Source organism: Gordonia sp. DT101 (assembly GCF_049844895.1).
In the GTDB taxonomy this organism is placed as follows: Bacteria; Actinomycetota; Actinomycetes; order Mycobacteriales; family Mycobacteriaceae; genus Gordonia.
In genome coordinates this window covers 31,431-47,793 of the sequence record NZ_JBNCLX010000002.1, presented here as the reverse complement: position 1 = coordinate 47,793, position 16,363 = coordinate 31,431, and the positions used below count along the sequence as shown (strand labels likewise).

Annotated in this window: 14 protein-coding genes; 3 read left to right on the top strand and 11 right to left on the bottom strand. The window is 69.2% G+C overall.

The window, feature by feature from the left end:
• The first annotated feature begins 86 nt into the window (after nucleotides 1-86).
• Nucleotides 87-686, top strand: a complete 600-nt coding sequence (locus ACLQ3I_RS06745) for a TetR/AcrR family transcriptional regulator (protein WP_425800807.1) — start codon at nucleotides 87-89, stop codon at nucleotides 684-686.
• 89 nt (nucleotides 687-775) lie between these two features.
• A complete protein-coding gene (locus tag ACLQ3I_RS06740; RefSeq protein ID WP_425800805.1) occupies nucleotides 776-3,190 on the top strand; it encodes an AAA family ATPase in 2,415 nt (804 codons plus the stop codon).
• Here ACLQ3I_RS06740 and ACLQ3I_RS06735 read toward each other — a convergent pair.
• The 10 genes from ACLQ3I_RS06735 to ACLQ3I_RS06690 all read right to left on the bottom strand — a co-directional run bounded on the left by ACLQ3I_RS06735 (nucleotide 3,131) and on the right by ACLQ3I_RS06690 (nucleotide 13,503).
• Nucleotides 3,131-5,896: an AAA family ATPase gene (locus ACLQ3I_RS06735; protein ID WP_425800803.1), complete on the bottom strand. Its 2,766-nt coding sequence runs from the start codon at nucleotides 5,894-5,896 to the stop codon at nucleotides 3,131-3,133. The two genes, ACLQ3I_RS06740 and ACLQ3I_RS06735, sit on opposite strands and share 60 nt — an antisense overlap.
• A gap of 219 nt (nucleotides 5,897-6,115) precedes the next feature.
• Nucleotides 6,116-7,549 carry a hypothetical protein gene (locus ACLQ3I_RS06730; RefSeq protein WP_425800801.1) on the bottom strand — a complete coding sequence of 478 codons (1,434 nt, stop codon included), beginning with the start codon at nucleotides 7,547-7,549 and terminating at the stop codon, nucleotides 6,116-6,118.
• Nucleotides 7,550-7,677: 128 nt separating this feature from the next.
• Nucleotides 7,678-8,031: an Rv3654c family TadE-like protein gene (locus ACLQ3I_RS06725; RefSeq protein ID WP_425792146.1), complete on the bottom strand. Its 354-nt coding sequence runs from the start codon at nucleotides 8,029-8,031 to the stop codon at nucleotides 7,678-7,680.
• 5 nt (nucleotides 8,032-8,036) lie between these two features.
• A complete protein-coding gene (locus ACLQ3I_RS06720; protein WP_425800799.1) occupies nucleotides 8,037-8,423 on the bottom strand; it encodes a TadE family type IV pilus minor pilin in 387 nt (128 codons plus the stop codon).
• Nucleotides 8,424-8,427: 4 nt separating this feature from the next.
• Nucleotides 8,428-8,646: a DUF4244 domain-containing protein gene (locus ACLQ3I_RS06715; protein ID WP_425792144.1), complete on the bottom strand. Its 219-nt coding sequence runs from the start codon at nucleotides 8,644-8,646 to the stop codon at nucleotides 8,428-8,430.
• 96 nt (nucleotides 8,647-8,742) lie between these two features.
• Nucleotides 8,743-9,387: a type II secretion system F family protein gene (locus ACLQ3I_RS06710; RefSeq protein ID WP_425792143.1), complete on the bottom strand. Its 645-nt coding sequence runs from the start codon at nucleotides 9,385-9,387 to the stop codon at nucleotides 8,743-8,745.
• Nucleotides 9,384-10,178, bottom strand: a complete 795-nt coding sequence (locus ACLQ3I_RS06705) for a type II secretion system F family protein (protein WP_425800797.1) — start codon at nucleotides 10,176-10,178, stop codon at nucleotides 9,384-9,386. The genes ACLQ3I_RS06710 and ACLQ3I_RS06705 overlap by 4 nt, the downstream gene beginning before the upstream one ends.
• The gene (locus ACLQ3I_RS06700; RefSeq protein WP_425800795.1) at nucleotides 10,175-11,350 is read right to left on the bottom strand and encodes a TadA family conjugal transfer-associated ATPase; all 1,176 of its coding nucleotides are present in this window, start codon (nucleotides 11,348-11,350) and stop codon (nucleotides 10,175-10,177) included. The genes ACLQ3I_RS06705 and ACLQ3I_RS06700 overlap by 4 nt, the downstream gene beginning before the upstream one ends.
• The gene (gene ssd / locus ACLQ3I_RS06695) at nucleotides 11,347-12,408 is read right to left on the bottom strand and encodes a septum site-determining protein Ssd (RefSeq protein ID WP_425800793.1); all 1,062 of its coding nucleotides are present in this window, start codon (nucleotides 12,406-12,408) and stop codon (nucleotides 11,347-11,349) included. The genes ACLQ3I_RS06700 and ssd overlap by 4 nt, the downstream gene beginning before the upstream one ends.
• 129 nt (nucleotides 12,409-12,537) lie before the next feature.
• Entirely contained in the window at nucleotides 12,538-13,503 is a 966-nt protein-coding gene (locus ACLQ3I_RS06690; RefSeq protein WP_425800791.1) for an esterase/lipase family protein, read from the bottom strand.
• Between the two features lie 318 nt (nucleotides 13,504-13,821).
• Between ACLQ3I_RS06690 and ACLQ3I_RS06685 the strand changes: the two genes are divergently transcribed.
• Nucleotides 13,822-14,739, top strand: a complete 918-nt coding sequence (locus ACLQ3I_RS06685) for an HAD family hydrolase (RefSeq protein ID WP_425800789.1) — start codon at nucleotides 13,822-13,824, stop codon at nucleotides 14,737-14,739.
• Nucleotides 14,740-15,418: 679 nt separating this feature from the next.
• Here ACLQ3I_RS06685 and ACLQ3I_RS06680 read toward each other — a convergent pair.
• Nucleotides 15,419-16,174 (bottom strand): oxidoreductase, encoded by a 756-nt coding sequence (locus tag ACLQ3I_RS06680; protein ID WP_425792137.1) that lies wholly within the window; start codon nucleotides 16,172-16,174, stop codon nucleotides 15,419-15,421.
• Nucleotides 16,175-16,363 lie beyond the last annotated feature (189 nt).

Sequence of the window (16,363 nt, the reverse complement as noted above, 5' to 3'; positions counted from 1 at the left end):
ACCCCTCCGATGAAGTTCTCGACACTGAACACACAAGTTAGTTGTCGAGCGTCTAATATGCAATGGTGCCGTCACCCACCCGAGGAATGAGTCAACCCCAGCGCGTGGCGGTCTCCAACCGTCGGCTGGTCGAGGCCGCGGCCGAACTCATCGTCGAAAAAGGCTGGGAGGCAACCACGGCCGCCGAGATCGGCAGGCGTGCCGGGTACAGTCGGGCGATGGTGCACGCCCGGTTCGGGAACAAGGAGGCGATCCTCGAAGCTTTCTTCGAGCACGACTACATCCGCCGTCTCACCCCGGACCTCGACCCCGGGGATCCCGGCCTCGAACAGGCCATCTCGCATGTCACGCACGTCCAGCAGCTACATGCCGAGGACCCCGACTTCCTGCGTGCGATGTTCGTCGCGACCTTCGAGGCCGTCAAGGCGACCTCGGCACTGCGAGACCGAGTACGGCACAACATCGATCAGGGTCGCGCCAAGGTAATCGCCGGACTGGAAAAGGGACTGCGCGACGGTTCGGTCCGCGCCGATATCGACCTCGATCGCGCCACCAATGACATCGGCTCGGCGGTGTTCGGTCTCAGCTACCAGTGGATCGTGTCGCCGGATCTCTACGATCTCCCGAGCGAACTGACCTATCTCGCCGGGCGTTTCCGGGCGGCCTACGGCACCGGGACGCCATAGCAATCCGGGGGCAATCGGGGATCCGGTCATTGGCGCAACCTACCGGGCAGTAATATGACGGCAACAGTCCTTCTCCCCGAAGCGAGTCCATGGCCGATCCCGCCCGCCACCTGCATGGACGTTCCGAGCTCGTGTCCGCGCTCGGCGCCTTCGTCACGGCGCCATCCGGCGGGTCGGCGCTCATCGTCGGTGAGCCCGGGTCGGGCAAGACCAGCCTCGTCCGCGCGGCGGGATCGATGGCGATCGACGCCGGGGTCACCGTCGTACGGGTCATCGCTGATCACCGGGGCGGACCATATCCCGCCCTACGTTCCGTGGTCGCCGCCCTCGACGACCCGCTCCTCGCACTCGACGGCGACCGCCGACACCTCCTGCAGGTCGCGCTGGGCGGTGTACCCGGCGCGCCGCCGTCGCGGCTGGCGCTCTCGGCCGCGGTGCTCGACCTCATCCGGCGTCGGGCGCACCGCGACGCCCTGCTCCTCACCCTCGACGACGCGCAGCACATCGACCGTGCCAGCGTCGAGATCCTGGCCTCCGTCGCGCGCCGGCTGCGCTCCGAACCGGTGGCGATCCTGGCCGCCGCGCCTCCGGGTGAGGGCGTGTTCGTCGAACGTTACGTCGATCAGTCGTGGCACCTCGGCCCACTATCCGCATCGGCCGCGCACCGCGTGCTGCGCGACCAGCTGCCGATGTTGCCCGACACAGTGCGCGCACACGTGGTCGACACCGTCGCGGGCAACCCCCGAACCCTCATCGAACAGGCATCGGCCGAACTCTCGCGTCTGCCCGCCGTCGACCACGCGGACACCGTCAACGCCGCCGATCACCCCGGTGTCGCACGCCTTCTCGACAGTGTGGCGATCCGGGCGATGCGGCGCGGTGATGCCCGGGCGGCCGCCTTCGTGCTCGAGCGCGCGGTGGAGACGTCGACCGAACCGTCGGCGCGGGCGCGACGGCTGGCCGCGGCCGCGTGCCTCTCCGCCGACGTCACCGGAGACCTGCCGGCACTGGGCCACCTACTCGGACAGGCGCTGGGCGCCGACCCGCGGTCGGACCACTCACTCGAGGCCGTCATCGCCACATCGTATGTGGCACTTCACGGTAGTGAAGGGATCGCCGACATCCATCGACGACTCGTCGACGCGATCGGGGACCGTCGACACGAGATCGGACGCTGGGTGTTCGAGGAGGCATTGTGGGCGCTGTACCTGTTGTGCTGGTTCGGCAATCAGCGCGAGCACTGGCACGACTTCCGTGCCGTGGTGGAGGCCGACGTCGCCCGAACCCCACCGTGGGCCGTACTCGCCGCACGTCTGGAATCCCACTCCGCGTTCGACGATGCCGACCTCGACGCACACGCCGATCAGCTGATCGAGAACCTGGCGTTCACCACGGATCCGTCGGCGGTGGTGCGCATCGCCTTTGTCACCCGTGGCCGTGATCGCCGCTTCTGGTGGCGCAACGCCCTGCAGCGACTCTGGGCCGACGAGCACAGCCCGTTCGCCTCGGTCGTCTACGCGGGCGCGCTGCTCGCCGCGGACGGCCTGGGCTCCGGGAACTGGAAAGCGGTCGAACAGGTGACCCGCCAAGCGTTGAACCTCTGTGAGACACATGACTATCGGATGTATGCCGAGCCGTGGCTACGACACTCGCGCGCGTTGCTCGCCGCCTATCGCGGTGAGGAACAGATGGCGCAATCGGCCGTCACCCTCCTACAGGGGTGGGCGGACGACCGTGGCTCCGCTGCGTTGCACTGGCGGGCCCTGCACTGTCGGGCGGTGATCGCGCTCGGCGCGGGCCGGCCGCGCCGGGCGTACCGGCTTCTCCGGATGATTCCCGGCACCGACGGATTCGGTGCCGTCATCGAATTCGACGACCGGACCGCCCTGGACTTCGCCGAGGCGGCGGTGCTGGCCGGCACCCGCGACGACATCGAGTCCCTCCGAGCCATCGTCTCCGCGCGCCCTGTGGACGGCCGCTCCGCGGCGGATCGCCGGACCTTGCTGTACGCGGGCGCACTGGCCATCATCTCCGATGACGATCTGTATTACCAACGCGCAGTGACCATGCCGGAGGCCGACAGGTGGCCGTTCGACCTCGCGCGCATCCAGCTGAGCCGTGGACGTGCACTTCGTGCACAGGGTTCTGCGACACAGGCGCGTCGAGCACTCCGCGCGGCGGCCGTGACGTTCCGGTACCTCGGTGCGGCACCGTGGCTCACACAGGCACGCGAGGAACTCCGGCGCCTGGGCGCGATCGACGCAGGAGATCACCTGCTGCACAACACTGACCAGGTATCCCCCATTGGTCGCCGGGTCGCCGAGCTGGCCGCCACCGGGCTGTCGAACCGCCAGATCGGCGGTGTCCTCCACATGTCCCCGAGCACCGTCGGTTCGCACCTGTCCCGTGTCTATGCGACGCTCGGCGTCCATTCCCGTGCCGGACTACGAGATTCGCTCCGATCCGACGATGCGGCCGGCGTGCCCGGTGTTCGGCACGCATAGCGCGTCCCGGAGACCGCCGCGGGAGGCGACGTCGAGCTTGCGGTAGGCCTTGTGGAGATGATTTCCGACGGTGCGATGCGAGATCGCGAGGCGCTCCGCGATCTTCTTGTTGCTCATGCCCTGTGCCGCCAGTTCCGCGATGTGCCGTTCCTGCGGGGTGAGGGATCGGGCCATCGCCTCGGTCACCACCACCCGGGTGGCTCCGGTCGCCTCGAGTTCCGCGCGAGTCCGGTCCGACCACGGCCGGGCGCCCAGACCATCGAACGTGGCGAGTGCTTCCGCCAGCAGGGGCCGCGACGCCGCTGCCTCGTGATGGCGGCGCAGGTGCGCACCGAACATGAGTTGGGCACGGGCGTGGTCGAATCGCCACGTCGTCGCGTTCGGGACCGCCAGCGCCTGCCGGTACAGTGCGCGAGCCTGCTCGTCATCGGCGATCAGGGCGTGGGCGGTCAGGTGGATCATGGCCAGTCGCGGCGACAACCTGCCGTACTCGATGCGGTCCATCGCATCGACGTGTGCGCGGGCGAGATCCGGTCGTCGTAGCCGTACCGCGGCGTCCACGACGTCGAGGGCCACTGAGATCGCCATCCACGCATGCGAGGCGAACTCACCGATCGGACTGATCGATGTGGCATGCGCCAGCACACCTTCGGCGTCGCCACGCCCAGCCGCTGCCGTCGTCTCCACATGCTCGACGCAGGCGATGACCGTGGTCGCCCGGCGAGGGATCGCCCATGCCGCCATCGCGTCGGTGAGCACCGCCATCGATGCCCGATCTCCCCGCGCGGCCGCGAGCCATGCCATCTCGTAGTCCGCGGCCCAGAGGAGCAGGTTGTAATCCGCGCCGTTGGCCAGCCGGCGTGCGCGATCGACGGCGTCGACGCCGGTCTGCCAGTCTCCGCGGTTACGCCCGTCGCGAGCGATCATGAGCAGTGCCCAGATCGCCGGGAGGACGGGACCACGGTGTTCGGCGGCGTCGACGATTCGGTCGAGCGCCACACGGCAATCGGGTAACCGGTCGAACGTGACCGCCATCTCGGCGATCTGGATGACCTGGACGGGGTCGGTCTCGGCATGCATTCCGCGGATCAGTGCGTCGACCTCGTGCAACGTCGTCGCGGTGGTGCGGGCGGGATCGAGAGATGTACGACTCGCGAGGTCGGCGACGATCGGGGGACGGGGGGTCAGTCGATCGAGAGCCCGGTAATACGCGGGCCACAGCTCTGCTCGTCCACCCAGCCAGCAGACCCACCGCAGTTCACCGATCGCCTCCACGAGCGCCTCGTCCGCCGGATCCGTGTGATGGGCGTATCCGTCGATCGCCCGCACGAGGATCTGGTGAGCCATGTCGATGTCGCCGTCGTGGCCACTGGCGATCACGGTCGCGGCTGCACAGGCTGCGGTGAGCGACTGGGTGAAACCGGGGTCCAACCCCCGGATCTCGTCGATCAGCCGGAGTGCGATGGACGAATCGGAACCGGCTGCGATGTAGGCGGCACGCGCGAGCCGTCGGGCCCGGTCGGGCGGTGTCGGTGTGAGGCCCGCGGCGCGGGTGAGCAGCGTGAGTGCCTCCGTCCAGTCTCCCTCTCGGAACGCGGCCTCCGCAGAACGCTCGAGATGCGATGCGAGGGGTTCGTCATGGTGGCCGACCACGTGTAACGCGCCGGGCCCGGTCACCTCGTGAGGTGTGTGGGCGAGCAATCTGCCGAGCCGACGGTGTGCGTTCGTGCGTTCCTGCGGCGTGGAGTCGGCGAACAGCGCAGACCCGAGCAGCGGATGGGACAGTCTGATCCGGGCTTCGGCGCCGACTCCGGCGATGGCGATCACGCCGGCGTCGGCCGCGTCGACGATGGCACGCGTCGCCGATCCATCCGGGAACGCCCCGGCGAGATCGGCCCGCGATGCGGTCGGTTGGAGAACATGCAGGAGGAGGAGAAGTCTGACCTCGGCACTCAGCGAGGCGAGCTGCGGGGCGAACGCATCGCGCAGCCGATGAGTCAGTGGCAGCAGCCGCGGCACAGGCGTGATACCCGAGTGCTGTTCGGCCGAGAGCGCCGCGGGCAGGTCCACCAGCGCGAGCGGGTTGCCCTGTGCCTCGGCCAGTAGTCGCGCCCGCACCGACGGTGCGAGCGATGGGCGAATGGCGTCGAGCAGCGATGCCCCGTCGGCATCATCGAGGGGGCCGAGGGTCATCTCGTTGCGGCCCGACATACCGCGGTCACGCGTGGCCGTGAGGATGCCGACGCGGTCGAGCTCGAGGCCGGCCAGGCCGTCGAGCACCGCGCGGCTCGCTGCGTCGGCCCAGTGCAGGTCGTCCACGATGACCAGCACGGGTGCATCGGCGGTGAGCTCCCGGATCGAGCTCGTCGTCGCTCGCAACACGGCGGTGATGTCGGAGGTCGCGTCGTCGTCGAGGCCGAGAGCTGCCCGCAATGTCACTGCCCAGGACCGGCCGGTCGCCCTCGGACTGTCGACCACGGGGAGCAGCAGTTCCTGCAGCGTCGCGAAATCGATGTCGGTCTCGAACTCGACACCCGTTGCGTGCAGCACACGGTAACCTCGGGATTCGCCGAGCCCGGCCGCGCTGGTGAGGATCTCGGTCTTCCCGATCCCCGGCTCCCCGACGACGGCGAGTGACCCGCTCGACCCGTCGATGATCGTGGCCAGCAGCTCACAGATGCGGTCCACGTCGCCCGTGCGGCCCACCGGCGCGGGTGAGTCGCCGCGACATCGCCCGTCGACAACATCTGCTGACAACTCGTCCGTCTCCCCCGCCAGGGCCACGTTTGACCTGGCCTTCCGTGGATGAACGCTAATTCACGCCACGCCGGCGGGTCAATATCGTCCGACGACGCGGAGAGTCCGCCCCGACGACCTCGGTGGCCGACGGGACGGACTCTTCTGATGCTGCTGCGACCTGGGTGTCTAGGCGGCCGCGCTCGTGCTGCTCGAATCCGAATCGCTCGACGAGGAGCCGTCAGACGACGAGTTCGACGTTCCGGTGGATGCGGCCGAACCCGAGGCGTCGACATCCGTGGAAGCCGAACCCGAACTGTCCGACGACGATCCGGCGGTGTCCGCAGACGACTCGGCTGCGTGGCCGTCGGTGGTGGTCCCGGCGCCCGGCGTGGTCGATTCCGCCGTGGTCGAGTCGGCCGTGGTCGATTCCGCCGTGGTCGATTCCGCCGTCGTCGAATCTGCGGGAGTCGAGTCGGCAGTCGTCGAATCTGCGGGACTCGAGTCGGCAGTCGTCGAATCTGCGGGAGTCGAGTCCCCGGCAGTCGAGGCGTCGGCAGTCGAGGCGTCGGCCGATTCCGATGCGTCGCCGGCCGACGGTGCCGCCGATTCGCTGCTGTCCGTGGATGATTCGATCGTGGCGTCGTCACCCCCTGCCGTGTCGGTGTCTGCCGCCGATCGCAGACCGGCAAGGGTCGCGGTGGCCGGCGGGGTGATGCCGTACAGGATGCTCTGCTGGATGCCCTGCAGGGACGCCAGCGTGCCCGGCATGATCAGGCCGCCGTCCGCGGTCGCGCCACCATTGCCCAGCAGTCCCCCGGCGTAGATCGTCAGGCCGGGGATGTCGAGGCCGATGAGCGGCCCGAGGTTGGGACCGTAGCCGCCGTTGAGGAGGCCGTCGAGCATCACCGCCGGCGCCTTCGCGAGGGCGTCGACGATCTCCGTTGCGCCGCCCCCGCTCTGAGCCGCGTCGATGACGCCCTGGATCGCGGCGCCCAGACCGCCGACCCCGCCGTAGATCGGGCCGACGAGGGCCAGGCCGGCGTTGAGCGCGATGTTCGGCACCTGCTCGTTGATGACCCGGGCCAGGTTCTCCACCGGTGCGGCGAGCGCTTGCTGGATGGCGGGGATGAGCTCACCCGACACCGGGTTGATCGCGGAGAAGATCGGGAGGATCACCGCCGTCAGCACGCTGTTGAGGGCCGTGGCGACGTCGCCGCCCCGGAGCGCGGTCGAGGCCGCTTCGAGGAGACCGGGAACATCGTCGTTCAAGGAGGTGGTGAGAGCCGTGCCGGCGGACTGCAGACCGCTGATCAGGGTCTGGCCGTTGGCGGACTGGTTCTCGAGGATCTGACGCAGGATCGGGAGCGCTCCCCGGGCATCCGACGTCGCGGCGATGCCCTCGAGATTGGTGATCGCATGCTCGATGGCTTCTTGATAGGCCGCGAACGAACTCAACCGGACGTTGGGTGAGACGACGCTGTGTACCTGTGCTCCGAGGTCATTCGTCAGCGACGGCGCTCCGGACATGGCGAACGGGGTGGCGGCGATCGCGGTCGCGCTGACCAGCGACACTCCGGCCAACAGGTATGGGCGCAGCTGTGGGCGGCTGAGGACGTGCAATGTAGCTCTCCTTGACAACAGAAACGAACCGACACATGTCGGACAATTTCGAAGTCTGGACCGTGGTCCGTATCTCGATGCCAGGAAATCGGAACAGTGTGGACAAATGACTCATGCTGCAGTCGCCCTCACCCCACCGGGCCGGCCCGCGCGACGGCCTGCGCGCGATGGACACCGAACGGTCCGAGCTGGACCGGAACCGCCACGGTCACCAACATGTCGGCACCCTCCGCCACGCACCGCTCGACCTCGGCACCGACGTCCTGGGCAGCGGCAATCCGGCGCGCAGCGGCACACGGATCCGGCTCGGCGGCCACCTGCTGCTGCGCCGCGGCGAGCACCGCGAGATCGGCGGCCGACTGCGCGCGATGCCGGGCGACGACCGCAGCTCCGACGTACAGCAGGGTGACCACCGTCGCCGCGATCGCTGCGATCGCGAACGCCCCGGCGACGGTCGCGAAACCCCGGTCGTCGCGCCACATCCGGATCACGGCGGGGATGCCTGGGCCGGCGCGTCGTCGTCGGGCTCCTTCGCCGCCACCGCCCGGGCCGACACCGCCACCTTCGGCAGCAACGGGATCGACGACCGCACGACGACCTCGACGCGGGTGTCGGTGCCGGTGATGGTGATCTGCGCGGTCCGCCCGACCACCCGAGCAGCGACGTCTTGGGCGGCGGCGTCCCCGGCAGCGGCCAGTCGGGCGGCCTCGCGGGCCGCGTCGGTACACCGGATCTGCACCGTGGCACCGACCACCGCGGTGATGCCGAGGACCACGGTGGCCACGATCGCCGCGATGGCATACGCGCCCTCGACGGTGACCATGCCACGCTCGTCACGCCACAGGCGCCGCAATGCGATCACCAGACCGAGCACCGCCTCAGCCCACCGAGGTGTTCAGGGCCTTGCCGATGATGCCGGTGAGGGCACTGACGATGTTGTCACCGGTCACGACTGTGTAGAGGATCGCCCCGAAGGCCGCGGCGGCGATGGTGCCGATCGCGTACTCCGCCGTACTCATCCCCTCGTCGTCGGCGACGACCCGCAACACCTCGGCCTGCAATCGCACGATCGGACGTCGAAAGATTCTGTCGGACATGATGTTCTGACCTCCCCTGGCCACGCACCTTGCGTGTCACAGATAAGACGCAGCAGATCACGGTTCGGATCCACTGCGCGACAATGAATCCATCGATCAGCCGCCGAGGACGGATCCGGCGAGGCCGACAACCACCGGCACGATCCCGAGGCAGACGAATGCCGGGAGAAAGCACAGTCCGAGCGGACCGCTGATTGCGACACCCGCGCGTTCGGCGGCCGCCAGCGCATCGTCGTGCGCCTCTCTGCGCGTGCTGTCGGCCAGTTCGGTCAAACCTCCGGAGAGCGACGACCCGGACCGCGCCGAACGCCGCGCCAGCGTCGCCAGCGCCTCGAACCGGTCGGCGTCTACCTCCTTCCCCGTGGGTCTCCGGCCCTCGGCGGCGGGCGGCCGCTGACGACGCCAGGCGTGTTCGGGGTCGGCGCCGAGCCCCAGGAGTTCGGCCGCCGACGCCAACGGACGGGCGAGTCCGGGCGGCGCGGAACGCGAGACCACGCCCGCCGCCGCGGCGATCGGCATCCCGGCGCGCAGGCATACGGCGAAGAGATCGAAGGACGCGGCGACCGCGAACGGGTCGTCGGGACCGGGCCGCGGATGCGCAGAATCGTGCTCGCCCATCACCGACACCGGATCGCCCACCACCCGATGCAGTGCCCAGCCCGGAGCAGGCCACACCCACAGTGCCGCACCCACCGCGACAAGGGTGCTCAGCGAAAAGGTGCTCAGCGAAAAGACGCTCATCGGTCGAGCACCCGATCGGTGATCCGCTCCGACCACACGAGCCCGGCCACCGACAACGCCGTGCCCACGATGAGCAGGACCCCACCCAGTCCACTCCCGAGGAGCACCCCGATGGGGTGCGCACCCATGAGCTCGCCCAGCAGGATGCCGATGACCGGCAACCCGGAAAGCACTGCCGCGGTGGCCCGCGGGCCGGCGAGTCCGGCTCGGGTCCGGGTGGCGAACTGCCTGCGTGCGAGCAGATCGGCCCGCACCGATTCCACCAACTCGATCATCGGCAGACCGTGCCGGTCGGCGGTCTGCCAAGCGACCCCCACGCGATGCCAGGAGAGCTGGTCGGACGCCTCGACGTCGGGCATCACCTCTCCGCCGAGTTCGGCCCGTCCGGCCATCATCGTGAGGCCGTCGGCAACCGGCGACCTGGGCTGCCCGACGCCGAGTTCCCGCGCCGCAGCCGCACACGCCGGCGCGGGCGGGGCACCGACCGACAGCTCGGCCGTCATCACCGACAGCGCCAGCAGCAGATCGGAGGTCTCCCCGTCGCGCGAGCGAAGCCGCTGCACGCGGTGCCGTCGCCACATCACCGTCGCGGACACCAACGCCGTCGCGATCGCCGCATGGAACCCGACGATCACGGCTGCCGCCACCGGGGCGCCGACGGCGACCGTTGCCTGCCACGGAACACTCCGCGCCCGCGATGTTCCCGGCGTGAGCGTCACCAGCCGGTACTGGGCGTGGGTCGCCGGCCACCAGAGCACCGCGGCCGCGAGCGCCAGGATGACCGCGATCATCGGTGCGTCCGGGAACGCACCAACGCATCGAATCCCGCCATCTCGTCGGTGAATCCGTGCGCGCGCATCCACACGGGTCGGATGTGCACGAAGCCGTCGTGGTCGCGGGACACCAGGCCGATCTCGGTCAGGCCGCGCGAGCCACCTGGCGTTCGCGCGACGCCCAGCACCACGTGAACCGCCGCCGCGAGTTGGCTGTGCAGCGCGTCGCGCGCCATCCCGCCGAGCGCCGCGAGCGCCTCCATCCGTGCCGGGACCTCCGACGTCGAGTTGGCGTGCAGGGTGCCGGCACATCCCTCGTGTCCGGTGTTCAGCGCCGTCAGCAGATCGATCACCTCCGCACCGCGGACCTCACCCACGACGATCCGATCCGGTCGCATCCGGAGCGCCTGCCGCACCAGGGCCCGCACCGGGACCTCGCCCACCCCCTCCACATTCGGCGTCCGGGCGACCAGACGCACGATGTGCGGATGAGGCGGGTCGAGTTCGAGCGCGTCCTCGACACAGAGAATCCGTTCGGCCGCATCCATCTCACCGATCAGCGAGCCGAGGAGTGTGGTCTTACCCGATCCGGTCCCGCCCACGATGAGGAACGCGAGTCGTGCGCGCAGCATGGCGCGCAAGGCGTCCACCGCCTCGTCGGGGACGGCGCCGAGCGCGACGAGTTCGTCGAAGTTCCGGGTCGCGGTGCGCAGGACTCGGAGCGAGATGCAGGTTCCATCGGTGGCCACCGGTGGGATCACCGCATGCAGCCGGACCGCATGGCCGCGCCGCCCGAGGTCGGCGAGCTGGCCGTCGACCCAGGGCTGCGCGTCGTCGAGCCGCTTTCCCGCACTGAGCGCCAGCCGGCTCGCGAGACGGCGGACCGCCGCTTCGTCGTCGAACCGGATATCGGTGCGCTGCAGCCCATTTCCCCGATCGACCCAGACCCGCTCGGCGCCGACGACGAGGATGTCGGCGACGTCCGGTTCGGCCAGGAGATGCTCGAGCCGCCCCGCTCCGATCAACTCGGTCTGCAGAAAACGCAGAGCGGCAAGGAGGTCCGTGTCGCCGAGCATGCCCCGCGACTCCGAGCGGATCGCGTCGGCGATGACCTCCGCCGTGGGCTCGACAGCTTGCGTCGCCAGCCGGTCACGCACACGGTCGAGCAGCGCATCGTGCGGGCCGTTCACGCCGCGAGCCGTACGGCCGCCCCCACCTTGCGGCAGACCGCCCGCGCCGCGCGACCGAGCGGGCTGCGCGGCGGAACCCGCAACCTTCCGGATTCCATCCGGCCCGGCAGTCCGGGATCGGATCGGTATGCGGTGAGCAACGGCAGGCCCACGGCGGAGGCCACCTCGGCGGCGCGCAGCCCGCTCGGCGCCGGACCCCGGACCGCCAGCGCCGCCGCGACCCCGCGCTCGGCCAGCCGGGCGGCGACGGTCCGCGACGACGCCACCCCGTGCACACCTGCGGCGGTGACGAGCACGACGAGATCGACGGAATCGAGAACGGCATCGGTCACCGGGCCGGCCGTGCGGGGCAGGTCGACCACCACGGTGTCGCCGTTCACGCGACCGGCGTCCATCGTCGCGACGACCGCCTCGACGCTGATCCGCAGCCGGCTGTCGCGGCGGGGCGCGAGCACCGACAGCCTGTCGTTCACCTGCGGCAATGCACTGTGCAGCGATTGCGCCCGGACCGCGCCGCCGGCCAGGGTCAGGTCCTGCCAGCGGAGTCCGGTACGGCCCTCGATCCCGAGAGTGAGGTCGATACCCGCACCGAATTCGTCGACATCGAAGAGCAGTACGTGTGCGGACTCGTCGGCCGCGGTCAGGGCCACTGCGGCCGCCAGGGTCGTCGCGCCCGCGCCGCCGTGTCCGCCGATCACGGCGACCGCGCCCGCCGGGGTGGCGAGCGGTGATCGGAGATCGGTGAGGAGTCCGACGAGTATGGATTCCTCGGCGGGCAACGACACCGCCCGATCTGCACCGAGACCCATCGCCGACCGCCAGATGTCTGCTGCGGGTTCGCCGTCGGTGACCATGACGACCCCCGCGCGCCGCGGTGGCCCGAGTTCGGCCAGCACCCGCGTCGCGTTCGCATCGGCGACCACCGCATCCGCACGCAGCCACTCCCGGCGGCAGTGTTCGGGGTCGGCGCGCAGCATCCGATATCCCGCCGCGGCCGCACACCGGGCGACGTCGTCGGAGAGGTCGGGACCCACCAGGGCGAGGAGTTCGTCGGTCATGGACCGATCATGCTGCGACATCGCCCCTCGACGGGGGTGTCGGCGGCGCGACGGCCCGATCTGTGGAATCTCTCGGATTTGTGGATGACCCGGATTGCGAATGACCCGGTTTGCGGGCGACCGGTGCCGTCAGCCCGTGAAAGGGGGCACGAACTCACACGGGACGCGGACCGGATGCCGCGGATCGAGGGCGTTGAGCACCATGTACGCGGCACGCCGCGAGCCGGCGAGCGCGAGATGATCGCTGTGGTCGGCCGCGCAGGTGTCCTGGACGACGATGTTGCGGACCTTCTCGCCCGCGCGGCCGGGAACCTGTCCGCTGGTGTACGGCAGGACGAGTTCGTCGTAGCGGGTCGAGATGTTCGTGTAGTCGACGCCCTTGACGTACGGGCTCCCCCCGCGCCAGATCTCCCGGTTGAAGGCCGATCCGGCGGTCATCTGGCCGCACGCGGCACAGATCGGCAGATCCCGGCCGCCCAGCAGCGCGTCGGTGAGGCCGGTCAGCGGAGTGCCACCGAAGGTGCCCCGCCACAGGGGTGCGAGCGAGATGTACTTGCTGACCTTGCCCGCACCGCCCAGGTTCTTCAGGTAATAGGTGGGCATGTACGTGCCCTGGGAGTGCCCGACGAGATCCACGGTCTTCGCGCCCGTACCTGCCAGCACCTTGTCGACGAATCGGGAGAGCTGGCCGGCGCTGCCCTCGATGGGTGTCATGCCCCCGATCGCCGACACCGGCCACGGAGCCCCCGGCAGTGCGCCGTAGGTGAGCGCGAAGACGCAATACCCACGATTGGCCAGCATCGCCACGTACGCACCCCAGTTGGTCTGCTGCGATCCACCCGTTCCGTGCACGAGTACCACCGGTCGAGGATGCTGCGCCGTGGGCTTGCAGCTGAAATCGTTGGAGCCGGGCAGGGAACCGCCGGGATGCGAGAGCTCGGCCGGGATACCGGAGAAGAAGTTGTAGGTCTCCGGCAGCGGCGTCGGTGGTGATGGCGGGGCGGCGTGAGCAGTGCCCGCGCCCAACACGACGGCCACCACACAGGCGACCACCGAACCGATCAATCCCACCCGTGTCCTTGTACCGATCGACATACCCACTCCCCCATTCGGCTGACGTCCGCCCAGAACCTAGCAAGTGCTTGGTCAAGCGTCCCAGTTTTCGGAAAACCGCCGAATACCCGCGAGAGATGGTTGCTGCCGAGGTGAAACCGACCCCAGACAGAGGACGACCCCGGCCAGGGGGGGAGGAGGCCGGGGTCATCGCGTTTCAGCCCCGGGGGGTCGGGCTGAAAGGCACCGGTATTAACCGGTTACGGCCGACTATACACACGAGATTTCGTTGATTGCAACCACAACAAAGATCGATCCGAGGTCACATTTTTATATCGCTGCCTGCGCATTCACGATGCAATGACGTTGCATCGGGGCTATCGCCGACGGCGTGTCAGACCGTACTCTGACTGGGTGACGGACACCTCACCGAAGGCGACCGGGTCGCCACCTTCGGTACCACGTCTGAACGACCGACGCCGCGTCGCGGCCTTCTTCGATCTCGACAAGACGGTCATCGCGAAGTCGAGCGCGCTCGCATTCTCTCGACCGTTCTTCGACGAGGGACTGATCAATCGGCGGTCGGTGCTGAAGTCGAGCTATGCCCAGTTCCTGTTCCTCGTGACGGCGGCCGACCACGATCAGGTGGAGAACCTGCGTCGGCACGTGACCGACATGTGCCGCGGGTGGGACGTGGAGCAGGTGCGGGCGATCGTCAACGAGACCCTCCACGACATCGTGAATCCGTTGATCTTCGCCGAGGCCGCCGAACTGATCGCCGGCCATCAAGCGCGCGGACACGACGTCGTCCTGATCTCGGCCTCCGGTCGCGATATGGTCGAGCCGATCGGCGATCTCCTCGGGGTCGACCACGTGGAGGCCAGCGAGATGAAGGTCGTCGACGGTCACTACACGGGCGAGCTCGAGTTCTATTGCTACGGAGAGCACAAGGCGGCCGCGATGGCCACCCTCGCCGAGGCCCGTGGCTACGACCTCGCCGAGTGTCACGCGTACTCCGACTCCATCACCGACCTACCCATGCTCACCGCGGTCGGCCACCCCGTCGCGGTGAATCCGGATCGGCAACTCCGCAAGCAGGCAGCCGATCGAGGCTGGCCGGTGCTGGGCTTCAATCGCCCGGTGCCGCTCCGCAGACGGATCCCCACGCCGTCGTCGCGGGCGGCCGCCGCCCTGGCGATCGGCGCCGGCGTGGCGGCCGTCAGCGGCGTCGGAATGCACTCGTTCCTGCATCGGCGGCATCGCCCACGTCGCACCTGAGACTCCTACGAACACCACCGAATGTTGGTGCGAAAGGCCCTTGATGTGACCGCGGTCACGGTGTACAAAAGGTGTTACGGAATCTCGGAAGGCAAAGTCCGATCCGGAAGAGAAGGAGCGGACCCCCACGCCGAGCGCTTCCCAGCACGGGCGGCAAGCACCCACGCGGAGCACGCCGCAATAAGGCAAAAGCGTTGTGCGCCTGCGACATCGTAGGCTGGCAAGGGCAAGCCGATGGCCATCAACGGGCCGTATGCGGGAACATGAGGAGTTCCCCGTCGGGCCGGACGAATCGATCCGATCGGAACGGACCAACTGGTCTGTGAGACGGAACGAATCGATCCGATGAAGCTCGATTCGATTGCACGGCACCGTCATTCGTAAATGGTTCACATCGGGGCGTACCGACCAGTACCGCGGTCCCTCGCCGAGGCGATTCACACAACCCACCGAGCACGCTTGGTAACTTGAGTCCGTGCTATGCGGGCGGCAACCCGGCCGGTTTCATCCGGCCGAGCGGCCGCCCGCATTGTATTGTCCAGGTGTCGTGCGGGACTGAGAGTTCGCTTGCCGCTTCTGTTTTCGTGCGGGGGATACCCTTCGAGGCTCGCTACGCTCGCACCTCAGGGAACGGGACGGACACGGGCGCGCTCGCACCTCAGGGAACGGGACGGCAGAGCTAGCCTGCGCGCGCCGCGTCGGCGATCGAGCGGGCCTCGCCGGCACCGGCCTCGAGCGCTTCGCAGCACAGCACGATCCAGGCGCCCACACCTGTCGGGTCACCGTCGGCGAACCTCGCCGACAACGAGCGGTAGTCGTCGAGGCGACGCAGCCACGTCACCTCCGGGACGCCGAGGTTGTGCGGATCCAGGCCCGACGACGTGCACACCAACCGCGAGGCCGCCCGCGCCACCACTCCGTTCGCGGTGGGGAACGCGCCGACTCCGAGCAATTCGCCGTGGACCACGGCAGCGAGCACCGGCGCCGGGACCGACGTGGCGCCGGTGACCAGCTGGCCGAGCAGATCGAGGCGTCCGGCGACTCCGGCCTGCGCGCTCGGGCGGCCCAGCTCGTCGGGGTCGGCGACGAGATCGGCGGCGGCGAGCATGTGCAGCCGCGCGAATGCCTGCGCAGGAGCCCGACGGAAGACCCCGGTGAGCTGATCGAGGGCATCGCCGTCGAGGGCCTGGGCCACGCGCATCGCGCCGGCCAGCAGCGGATCGTCGAAGTCGCCGTCGCGACGCAGTTCCACGCTGCCACCGTCGATCGCCGCCGAGGATCGGCCGGCCCGCCAGGACGCCTCGGTCGCGGTCTTGTCCCATCCGCGGAGGTTCGCCGGATGACGATGTACCGCGCTCAGGGCGTCGCGTGCACGGTCGGCGGCGTCGCGCACACCGGGCAGATCGAGCAGCGGCGCGAGCGGATCAGAGGTCACGCCTTCCCACGATAGTGATGAGGGGTCGGCCGCCGTCCGCCCGGTGACGACGATCGGCGTCGTGCACCACTCGTCGTGTCCATGGGACCATTCGTCGCGGAACTCCGGGGCCCGGCCGACGGCACCTGCAACGAGCTTCCAACGTGACTACCCTCACAATGAGTAACCAGTATGAGTGCACGTCACGCC